The sequence below is a fragment of the Desulfovibrio sp. 1214_IL3152 genome (assembly GCF_036763055.1).
GTDB lineage: Bacteria > Desulfobacterota > Desulfovibrionia > Desulfovibrionales > Desulfovibrionaceae > Desulfovibrio.
Genome location: NZ_JBAIYW010000635.1, coordinates 1 through 1239, shown reverse-complemented (window position 1 = coordinate 1239; position 1239 = coordinate 1). Strand labels below are relative to the sequence as shown.

Genomic DNA, 1239 nt, shown 5'->3' with positions numbered 1-1239 from the left:
CATAGTCCGTGCCGCCCTGAAGTTCGGCGTCGGCATAGACAGGCACGTCAAGAGCCACAGGCCCGGCAAAACCCACAGGGGCGCATGTGACGGCCTGCACCGTTGCGGCGTCAGCCAGTTCCACATCCTGCGCCTTGAGCAGGTTTTTGAGCTTGATATCGTTGACCTCACGGTCGCCGCGCACAAGCACGGCCACAGTCTGGCCGTCCACCTTGAAAAGCATGGTCTTGACGATGGCGCTGGCGGGAACCCCCAGGAGGGCCGTCAACTCTTCCACACTATGCGCTCCGGGCGTGGCTATTTTTTCCATGGCCGGGCAATGGCCCGCAGCGGGGCTGCCCCGCCAGACAACCTCGGCCCGCTCCACGTTGGCTGCGTATTCGCAATCGTGGCAAAAGGCGATGGTGTCTTCGCCCGTGTCGGCCAGCACCATGAATTCATGGGAAAAATTACCGCCGATGGAGCCGGTGTCGGCCTCCACAGCGCGAAAACGCAGGCCGAGACGGCTGAAAATGCGCATGTAGGCGTCGTACATGCTTTTATAGCTTTCTTCGGCCCCCTGGGCGGTGGCGTCAAAAGAATAGCCGTCCTTCATCACAAATTCGCGTCCGCGCATAAGCCCGAAGCGGGGGCGTATCTCGTCGCGGAACTTGGTCTGGATCTGATACAGGCGTACCGGCAGCTGACGGTAGGAACGCACCTCGCCGCGCACAAGGTCGGTGATGACTTCCTCGTGGGTGGGGCCGAGGCAGTATTCGCGCTCGTTCCTGTCCTTGAAGCGCAGCAGCTCCTTGCCGTAATGTTCCCAGCGGCCTGTTTCTTTCCACAGGTCGGCGGGCTGCACCATAGGCATGAGCAGTTCGCGAAAACCGGCTCTTTCCATTTCTTCGCGCACGGTGCGGCTGATCTTGTTTATCACCCGCAGGCCCAGGGGAAGATAGATATACAGGCCGGATGTAAGCCGACGCACCATCCCCGCCCGCAGCAGCAGCTTGTGGCTGATCACTTCCGCATCGGCCGGAGATTCCTTGAGCGTGGGAATATAGCAGGAGCTGAAGCGCATTAGATGTTTTCCTTTTCGTTAAGCAGTGATTGCAGTTCTTCCATAAAAGCCGCCAGCAAGGCTTCCTGCCCCTTCACGGAGCGGATGATCTCGCCCTTGCGAAAAATAATGCCCCTGTCGCGGCCCCCGGCCACGCCCAGATCAGCCTCGCGCGCCTCGCCCGGCCCATTGACCAC

The 1239-nt window shown here is 60.5% G+C and carries 2 protein-coding genes; both read right to left on the bottom strand.

Annotated features, from left to right (window positions below; genetic code table 11):
• Positions 1-1063, bottom strand: a 1063-nt coding sequence (gene proS / locus V6C07_RS13240; protein ID WP_333536946.1) for a proline--tRNA ligase, incomplete at its 3' end; no start/stop codon positions are given.
• Positions 1063-1239: flavodoxin-dependent (E)-4-hydroxy-3-methylbut-2-enyl-diphosphate synthase (locus V6C07_RS13235; protein ID WP_333536947.1), on the bottom strand; the 177-nt coding region annotated here is incomplete at its 5' end. The genes proS and V6C07_RS13235, both read right to left, overlap by 1 nt.